Here is an 8,649-nt window from a genome sequence, read left to right as displayed (position 1 = left end):
GATCGTGAGGAAGATCTTCTGCCAGAAGGCACTCATCTTCTTCAGGATTCCGGCGTTGATCACCGCGTTGTCGAAGGACAGCGAGATTTCCAGGACGGAGAGGATCGCCACGACACCGAAGGCGGTCCACCCCCCGTAGAAGACCGCCGCGACCAGGCCGAGCGCGGTGACCGCGAACGACCAGCCGAAGGTTCTCAGAAGCACTGGCTACCCAATCGTGTGGTCAGGCGCGGTCGGGGAGGAGGACGACGCCGTCGTCGTCGGCGTGCAGGACGTCGCCGGGACGGAAGGTGAGGCCGCCGAAGGAGACGGGAACGTCGACGGCTCCGGCGGCGTCCTTGGCGCTCTTGCGGGGAATCGTGCCCAGCGCCTTGATGCCGAGCCGCAGACCGGCGAGGGCGGCGCTGTCGCGGACGGCACCGTGCAGGACCAGACCGGCCCAGCCGTTGTCCTGGGCGGCGCCGGCGATGAGGTCACCGACCAGGGCGGTGCGCAGGGAGCCGCCGCCGTCGACGACCAGGACGGCGCCGCCGCCCGGGGTGCGCAGCAGGTCGCGCAGCAGGCCGTTGTCCTCGTGGCAGGAGACGGTGCGCACCGGCCCGGCGAAGCCGAGGTGCCCGCCGAACTGGCGGAACTGCAGGTCACAGACGCGCAGGTCGGTGCCGTACTGGTCGACGAGGTCGGCGGTGGGGACGGGGACGACTGGTTCGGGCATGGGGGACTCCTTCGCTGGGGGTGGGCTGCCGCGCCCGGTGCTCATCCGGCCGTCAGGAGGATGGGGGCGTGAGCGCGGCAGCCTGCTCGGGGGTGAGGGGACGCGTGGGACGGCCCTGGAGGAGGAGGTGGAGCTTGGCGGTCTCCTCCAATTCCTCGATCGCGTCGGCGGCCTGTTCCATGGAGGCGCCGGCGACGACGGGGCCGTGGTTGGCGAGGAGGACGGCGTGGTGGGTGCGGGCCGTGCGCTCGGCGAGCGGTTCCAGGGTGCTGTCGCCGGGTGCGTGGTAGGGGAGGAGCGGCAGGGTGCCGACGCGCATGGCGTAGTAGGCGGTGAGCGGCGGCAGCACGTCGGCCGGGTCCACGCCGTCCAGGCAGGAGACCGCCGCGGCGTGGGTGGAGTGCAGGTGGACGACGGCCCCGGCGCCGGGCCGGGCCCGGTAGAAGGCGGCGTGCAGGAACGCCTCCTTGGTGGGCCGGGGGCCGTCCAGGTGCTGGCCGTCCAGGTCGGTCCGGGACAGGTCGGCTTCCTCGACCGTGCCGAGACTGGATCCGGTGGGCGTGAGCAGCAGGCTGCCGTCGGCCAGGCGGACCGACAGGTTGCCGGTGGAGCCGTGGGTGAGGCCGCGGGTGAACAGGGAGCGCGCGGTGCGGACGATGAGCGCGCGGGCGGCCGGCTCGTCGGTGTAGGCGGTCACTTGGTCTCCATGAGGGCCCGGGTGAACAGGTCGGGGGCGCCGAAGTTGCCGGACTTGAGCATCAGCGCGAGGTCGCCGCTCCCGGTGGTGGCGTACGTCCACGGCACGCCGGGGTCGGCTTCCTCGCCGACCAGGACGGCCCGGACCCCGAGGGCGGTGGTGACGGCGCCGGAGGTCTCCCCGCCCGCGACGAGCAGCCGGCGTACGCCGCGTCCGACGAGGTGGGAGGCGAGGGTGCCGAGCAGTTCCTCGACCTGCGCGGCGGCCTCGGCGACGCCCAGCTGGGCCTGCACCGCGGCGAGTTCCTCCGGGGACGCGGAGGCGTAGATCAGCACCGGCACGCCGGGGTCCTGCGCGTCGTACCAGGCCAGCGCCTCCCCGGTGACGTCACGGCCGGTGGCGGCGGCGAGGACGTCGAGGTGGAGGGAGGGCAGGCCGGCCGCGTAGAACTGGGCGATCTGCTCCAGGGTGCGCGCCGAGCAGCTGCCGGCCAGGACGGCGGCCGGCCCCTCGGACGGCACCGGCTCGGGGGCCGCCGTGCCGGCGGCGGGATAGGCGTGCCCGAGGCCCTCGGCGAGACCCGCGGCGCCGGAGACGACCGGCAGTTCGAGCGCGGCGGCACCGAGCACGGCGAGGTCGTCGTCGGTCAGGGCGTCGGCGACGACGTGCCGGACACCGGCCTGCTGGTGGGCCACGACCGCGTCGCGGACGGCGTCGACCCCGCGCCGCACGGTGGTCCAGTCGATCAGGGCCACCTGGTGCGGGGTCTGCGCGGACAGCAGCCGCACCAGGGCGGAGTCCGTCATCGGGTTGAGCGGGTGGTGGCGCAGCGGGGAGTCCGACAGCAACTGGTCGTGGACGAAGAGATGACCCTGGTAGACCGTGCGGCCGTTGGGCGGGGAGGCCGGGCAGTGCAGGGTGACGGCGGCACCGGCCGCGTCCATGAGGGCGTCGGTGACCGGTCCGATGTTGCCCTGGGGGGTGGAGTCGAACGTCGAGCAGTACTTGAAGTAGACCTGGGCGGCGCCCTTGGCCCACAGCCACTTCTGCGCGGCGAGGGAGTCGGCGACGGCCTCGCCGGCCGGTGTGGAGCGGGACTTGAGGGCGACCACGGCGGCGTCGCAGTCCGCCGGGAGCGCGGTGGTGTCGTCCGGGGTGCCGAAGACCAGGGCGGTGCGCAGGCCGGCACGCCGGAAGGCGGCGGCGACGTCGGTGCCGCCGGTGAAGTCGTCGGCTATGCAGCCGATGCGCAGGGTCATGGTCGGGGGCCTCTCCTCGGGCGTACGGGCGGAGCGTGGGGCCGGGGCGGGCGGTCGGGTGCCCGCCCCGGAGCGGTGGGTCAGTTCTGGCCGGCGCCGATGGCCTTGATCACGGCGGCGGTGAACTCGGTGGTGGACGCGGAGCCGCCGAGGTCGCGGGTGGAGGTGCCGGCGGCGATCGCGTCGGCCACCCCCTGCTCGATGATCTTGGCGACGGCGGCGAGCTTCTCGTCGCCGTGCTTGGCGCCGAGCCACTCGAAGAGCATCGCGCCGGAGAGGATCATGGCCACCGGGTTGGCGATGTTCTGCCCGGCGATGTCGGGGGCGGAACCGTGCGACGCCTGGGCCATGGCGGCGGTGGCGGAGGAGTTGATGGACGGCGCGGTGCCCAGCGAACCGGAGATCTCACCGGCCAGGTCGGAGAGGATGTCGCCGAACATGTTCTCGGTGACGATGACGTCGAAGTCCTGGGCGCGGCGCACCAGGTGGACGGTCATGGCGTCGATGTGGAAGTCGTCCACCGCCACGTCCGGGTAGTCCTTCGCCACTTCCTGGCACACCGTGCGGAACAGGCCGGTGGTGAGCTTGAGGACGTTGGCCTTGTGGACGATGGTGAGCTTCTTGCGGCGCGAACGGGCCAGGTCGAAGGCGACGCGGGCGACGCGCTCGGTGGCCTCGCGGGTGATGATGCCGAGCATGATCGCGGTGTCGGCGGTGGGCATGAACTCGCCGGTCCCCGCGAAGGTGTTGCGGTCGGCGTAGAAGCCCTCGGTGTTCTCGCGGACGATGACCAGGTCGGCGTTGTCGCAGACGGCCTTGGCGCCGGGGAAGGACTTGGCCGGGCGGATGTTGGCGAACAGCTGGAAGTGCTTGCGCAGGGTGCCCGACGGGTTGAGCGCGGACTTGTGCGGCTCGGGGTAGCTGACCGAGTCGTGCGGGCCGAGGTACCAGCCGTCGAGGCCGGCCAGGGCGTCCTTGGTCTCCTCGGGGACCGGGGTGCCGTGCGTCTCGATGGCGGCGGCGCCCAGCGGCAGGGTCACCCAGTCGACCGAGACGCCGGCGGCCTGGGCGGCGGCGGTGGCGATCTCGACGGAGGAGGGGACGATCTCGGGGCCGATGCCGTCGCCCTCGAGGACGCCGAGGCGGTAGGTCTTGCTGCTCATGGTGCGGGTTCCTTTCGAAACAGGGGTGGGACGTCGGGTCAGGACAGCACGGCCGCGGCGTCGGTGAGCGCGGTCCAGGAGCGGGCGGCGGCCTTGGGACTGTCGTCGCCCTGGGTGTGTTCCAGGGTCAGCCAGCCGGTGAAGCCGCCGTCCCGCAGCGCGGTGAACAGGGCGGGGAGCCGGGGGTCCCCGACGGTGAGGGGGCCCCGGGTGGACGGTGCGGCGAGCTGGAGGCAGCCGGTGACACCGGCGTGCTCCGTGACGGCCCGGACGACGTCGATGCCCTCGGCGTCGAGGTGATGGGTGTCCAGCACCAGCCCGGCCGGGGCGTCGAGCGAGCCGATGACGTCGAGGGCCTCGGCCGGGGTGTGCCACAGCGAGGTGTTGGCACGGGACTGGGGTTCGATCAGCAGCCGGCTGCCGCGGTCGGCGGCCTCTTCGGCGAGCTGCCGTACGGCACGCTCGGCCCACAGCCGCTGCGCGTCCTCCAGCCCCGGAAGGAAGGTGCCCCGGGTCTGGCCGAGGGTGACCGGTACGCCCAGCTCGCCGGCGAGGCGGGCCGCGCCCAGCAGCCGGAGCAGGGCGTGCCGGCGTACGTCGGGCGCCGGGTCGGTCAGCGTCAGCCGGTCCTGCGCGGCCACCGGGCCGGTCCCGATGCCCAGCACCTTCAGACCGGCGTTCTCGACGGTCCGCGCCAGGGTCTCGGCATCGGGGGCGCCGGCCTCGCGCACCTGCACCTCCACCCCGTCGTAGCCCAGCTCGGCCAGCCGGCGCACGGCTTCGGCGAGCGGCGCGGTGAAGCCGAGCGGCATCGGCCCGGAGCAGTCGTCACCGGAGACGGTGTACGCCAGCGGCCAGGGCGGCCCCGCGGTCATGGCGTGACCGCCGGCGCCGGGGCGGCGGGCGTTCCGTCGGGGGCGAGCAGGCCGCGCAGTTCACGGGCGGCGGCGCCGGCCCCGTCCAGTACCGGCACACCCACCAGGGCGGCCAGGGCGTCCCGCGCGGGGGTGAGGGAGTACTGCGCCAGCAGCACCGCGTCGGCGTCGGCGCCCCCGGCGGCGTGCAGCGCGTCGGCCAGGTGCCGGGCGGCCGTCTCGGCGTCGTCCGCGGCGGCGGCCTCCTCGCTGAGGGCGGTCACGATGTCGACCGGCCGGTCCGGCCGCACCTCGGGGACGAGCGCTTCGAGCTGGGCCAGGGCGGCCGGCACGGCGGGCGGGGTCGACGCCACGACGGCGACGCGCCGGTACGGGCCGGCCAGCGCGGCCTTGAACATCGCCTCGTCGGACTTGAGCACGGGGACGTCCCACAGAGTCCGGGCGGTGTCCACGACCTCGCCGTAGGAGGAACAGGTCAGCAGCAGCGCCTGAGCGCCGCCGTCCAGCACGTGCCCGATCAGCCGGAGCATGCGCCGGCGCAGCGCGTCGGTCAGGCCGCCGGCGGCGCGGGCGTCGACCAGCAGGCGGTCGTCCAGCACGTTCCAGACCGTGGCGCGCGGGAATTCCTGTGCGAACGCCGCTTCGGCGATGCGGTGCGCGGCGGGCACGGCGTGGATCATGGCGACCAGGGGAGGGGATGGGATCACCGGGTTATTCCTCTTCCGGTAGGCGGGGACCGGCAAGGGTCCCGACCGCGGGCCCGTTCCGGTCGGCGCGGGGGCGCCCCGTCCAGTGGGGTGCGGGCCCGAGATGGGGGCGGCAACGTTTCGTAGCGGTGCCGCGCCGCAACTGTAGGACGATCCGGTCAACCGGTCAACCGGTTGCCCTCGCGGAGGACCGTCGGGCGCCGGAGCCGGCTCCCGCGCGGGGGTCGCGAGGGGGTGGAGCGGCTCCTGCGCGGGGGTCGCGAGGGGGTGGAGCGGCTCCTGTGCGGGGCTCGCAACATGCCGGGAGCCGGCTTCTGTGCGGGGCCGCGTGGTGCCGGAGCCGGCTTCTGTGCGGGGCCGCGTGGTGCCGGAGCCGGCTTCTGTGCGGGGCCGCGTGGTGCCGGAGCCGGCTTGTGTGCGGGCCTCGTGTGGTGCCGTGCCGGAGCCGGCTCCTGTGCGGGACTCGCAAACGTGCCGGAGCCGGCTCCTGTGCGGGCCCGCTTGGTGGCGGAGCCGGTCCGGCGGTCGCGGCCCCCGGGCCGGTGCCTGGCTACGCGTCGCGCTGTTCGAGCGCCTCCATCAGGCGCCGGGAGGCGCCGTCCATGTGCCGGGCCATTGCCGCACGGGCGGCCTCCGCGTCCCCCTGGGCGACCGCCTCGTAGATCGGCACGTGGTCGGCGTAGGCCACCTCGCGGGACCGTACGGTGCCGGTGCGTTCCACCCAGCCGCGCTGGATCATCGCGCGCATGCCCTTGAGCATGTCCCGCAGCACCGTGTTGCCGGCCAGTTCGCCGAGGGCGGCGTGGAAGGCGGTGTCCGCCTCGGGGAACTCCTCGTCCGGGCACTCCTGCATCGCCGTCAGGCGGGCCCGCAGCAGTTCGACGCCCGCCTCGTCGCGGGTCTGCGCGGCCAGACCGGCGACGATCACCTCCAGCTCGGCACGCGCCCGCACCATGTCCCGGGCGCCCCGTTCGCCCAGCACCAGACCCAGCTCGAACAGGCGGTAGAGGACGTCGGAGTCGGTGCCCCGGAAGTACGTCCCGCTGGACTGCCGGATCTCCAGCAGGCCGAGGAACCCGAGCGACTTGATCGCCTCCCGCACGGTGGGGCGGTTCACCCCGAGCATCTCGGTCAGCTGCCGCTCCGAAGGGATGCGGTCACCGGGCTGCACCTCGCCGGACATCAGGTAGTCGATCAGTCGGCGGGAGACCTCGGCGGCCAGCGGCTCGCGCGGCTCGACCGTGATTCTGGCGAGTTCGGCCATCGATTTCCTCACTTCGGTATTGACGCGATGGCCGAATTCTAGTTACCTACCGGCAATCCGGTAAACCGGTTGTCCGGAAGCTTGGCGGGATCGAGTCGTCCGCCCTTCCACCCGGTCGGCCGCCCGGACGCCCCAGCCATGCCAGGCGCACTCCGCACGCCCTCCCCGGGCCACCGAACGTCACGGCGTGCGCCCGCCGAGCCGCCGTACAGGAGACGCACGTACCATGACCGACCCGACGCACGAGCCGAGTACGGCACCACGTGCGCTGCCGGTCGTCGTTCGAGCCGACACGCACTGACCCCACGCGCCGTCCTGCGCCGCCGTCCGACCGGCGGCCCTCAGCCCTGCCCCAAGGAGCAACGATGCTCGCCGTCCTCGGCTTCGCCACTCTGGGCAGCTTCATGCTGCTCGTGATGCGGAAGTACCTCTCCGCGTTCACCGCCATCATGCTCACCCCGATCGTCGCCGCCGTCATCGCGGGCAAGGGCAGCAAGCTCGGCGACATGATCATGAACGGCCTGGACACGGTCGCGCCCACCGCGGCGCTGCTGCTGTTCGCCGTCCTGTACTTCGGCCTGATGATGGAGGTGAAGCTCTTCGAGCCGATCGTCCAGGCCATCGTCCGCGCCTCCAAGGGCGACCCGGTCCGCATCGTGGTCGGCACCGCCGTGCTGTCGCTGTGCGTCGCCTTGGACGGCGACGGCACCACCAGCTACATGATCGTGTGCTCGGCGTTCCTGCCCATCTACCGGCGCCTGGGCATGAACCCCCTGGTGCTCGCCACGCTCGCCGCCATGGCGCTGGGCACCATCTCCGGCACCACCCCCTGGGGCGGCGCCGCCACCCGCGGCATCAGCGTCCTGCACCTCAACGCCAGTGAGTACTTCGTCCACATGATCGGCCCGATGGCCCTCACCAGCCTGGCCATCATCGCCGTCGCCTACTGGCTCGGCCTGCGCGAACGCCGCCGGATCGACGCCGAGAAGCTCGCCGCCTACAAGCTGGAGATCGCCTCGGGCGAGGCGTTCGAGCCGGTCAAGGCGGACTGGCGGATGTGGTTCAACGCCGCCCTCACGCTGCTGCTGATGGTGCTGCTCATCCTGGAGGTCGCCGACCTCCTGGTGCTGTTCATGGTGGCCTTCGTGATCGCCCTGCTCGTCAACATCCGGGCCATCGGCGACCAGCAGGAACTCATCAAGCGCCAGGCCGCCAACGCGGTCCCCGTGATGATCCTCGTCCTGGCGGCCGGCGTCTTCACCGGCATCATGACCGACTCCGGCATGATCAAGGCGATGGCGGACGCGGCCCTGTCGATCGTCCCCGAAGGCTGGGGCGACGTCATCCCGCTCTTCACCGCCGTCCTCGCCCTGCCGCTCGGCTTCTTCATGTCCAACGACGGCTACTGGTTCGGCGTCGTCCCCGTCCTCGCCGAGTCCGCCGCGCACTACGGCATCCCCGCCAACGAGATAGCCCGGGCCGGCGCCATCGGCCAGATCCTCCACATGATGGGCCCGACCAGCGCCCCCCTGTGGGTCCTCATCGGACTCGTCAAGACCGAACTCGGCGACTTCCAGCGGCACGCCCTGCGCTGGGGCGTCCTCGTCTCGCTCGCCTACATCGTCTTCGCCGTCGTCACCGGTGCCATCAGCGTCACCTGAGGGGTACGCGGTGCGGCGGTGCGTGGGCGTCTGCCGCCTGCTGCGGGACAGGGCTGTGCCATGATCTGCGAGTACGGCACCGAGCACGCCCCGGCCGGCTCGCCGACCGCCCCGCTCGCCGCCCCGCGGCACGAGCAGCAGGGTGTTCTTCCACGACCTCGGGACCAGGCGTGCCGTACCGAGAGGTCCCGGAACCCCTCAAGGGCGAGAGCCGGGTCCGCCGACCCCCGTGCGGCGGACCCGGCGCGGCGCGACCGGATTGCGTTTCCCTCCCCCGAAGGCAACGCAATCCGGCCGCTTCCCCGGCG

General features: G+C 73.0%; 9 protein-coding genes. 1 reads left to right on the top strand and 8 read right to left on the bottom strand.

The window, feature by feature from the left end; genetic code table 11:
• The 8 genes from ACIQR3_RS35135 to ACIQR3_RS35100 form a co-directional block, all read right to left on the bottom strand.
• The coding region (locus tag ACIQR3_RS35135; protein ID WP_403545217.1) for a DUF475 domain-containing protein at positions 1-204 on the bottom strand (204 nt) is incomplete at its 3' end.
• A 19-nt stretch (positions 205-223) separates the two neighbouring features.
• Positions 224-715 carry a ribonuclease E activity regulator RraA gene (gene rraA / locus ACIQR3_RS35130; protein WP_403545215.1) on the bottom strand — a complete coding sequence of 164 codons (492 nt, stop codon included), beginning with the start codon at positions 713-715 and terminating at the stop codon, positions 224-226.
• A gap of 52 nt (positions 716-767) precedes the next feature.
• Positions 768-1,412, bottom strand: coding sequence for a 3-oxo-tetronate 4-phosphate decarboxylase (gene otnC, locus ACIQR3_RS35125; protein WP_403545213.1), 645 nt, complete (start codon positions 1,410-1,412; stop codon positions 768-770).
• The gene (gene otnK, locus ACIQR3_RS35120; RefSeq protein WP_403545212.1) at positions 1,409-2,671 is read right to left on the bottom strand and encodes a 3-oxo-tetronate kinase; all 1,263 of its coding nucleotides are present in this window, start codon (positions 2,669-2,671) and stop codon (positions 1,409-1,411) included. The genes otnC and otnK overlap by 4 nt, the downstream gene beginning before the upstream one ends.
• Positions 2,672-2,751: 80 nt before the next feature.
• Positions 2,752-3,834, bottom strand: a complete 1,083-nt coding sequence (locus ACIQR3_RS35115) for an isocitrate/isopropylmalate dehydrogenase family protein (RefSeq protein WP_403545210.1) — start codon at positions 3,832-3,834, stop codon at positions 2,752-2,754.
• Positions 3,835-3,872: 38 nt separating this feature from the next.
• Positions 3,873-4,709, bottom strand: a complete 837-nt coding sequence (locus ACIQR3_RS35110) for a sugar phosphate isomerase/epimerase family protein (RefSeq protein ID WP_403545208.1) — start codon at positions 4,707-4,709, stop codon at positions 3,873-3,875.
• A complete protein-coding gene (locus ACIQR3_RS35105; RefSeq protein ID WP_403545206.1) occupies positions 4,706-5,416 on the bottom strand; it encodes an aspartate/glutamate racemase family protein in 711 nt (236 codons plus the stop codon). Before ACIQR3_RS35105 ends, ACIQR3_RS35110 begins: the two co-directional genes overlap by 4 nt.
• Positions 5,417-5,966: 550 nt before the next feature.
• Complete coding sequence (locus ACIQR3_RS35100; RefSeq protein WP_403545204.1) at positions 5,967-6,680, bottom strand: FadR/GntR family transcriptional regulator; 714 nt, start codon at positions 6,678-6,680, stop codon at positions 5,967-5,969.
• Between the two features lie 365 nt (positions 6,681-7,045).
• Between ACIQR3_RS35100 and ACIQR3_RS35095 the strand changes: the two genes are divergently transcribed.
• Positions 7,046-8,341, top strand: coding sequence for a CitMHS family transporter (locus ACIQR3_RS35095; RefSeq protein WP_403545203.1), 1,296 nt, complete (start codon positions 7,046-7,048; stop codon positions 8,339-8,341).
• Positions 8,342-8,649 lie beyond the last annotated feature (308 nt).

Source organism: Streptomyces sp. NPDC090994 (genome assembly GCF_044768905.1).
Lineage (GTDB): Bacteria > Actinomycetota > Actinomycetes > Streptomycetales > Streptomycetaceae > Streptomyces.
Note: the sequence above shows the minus strand (reverse complement) of the source record. Positions and strands in the feature narration are given on the sequence as shown.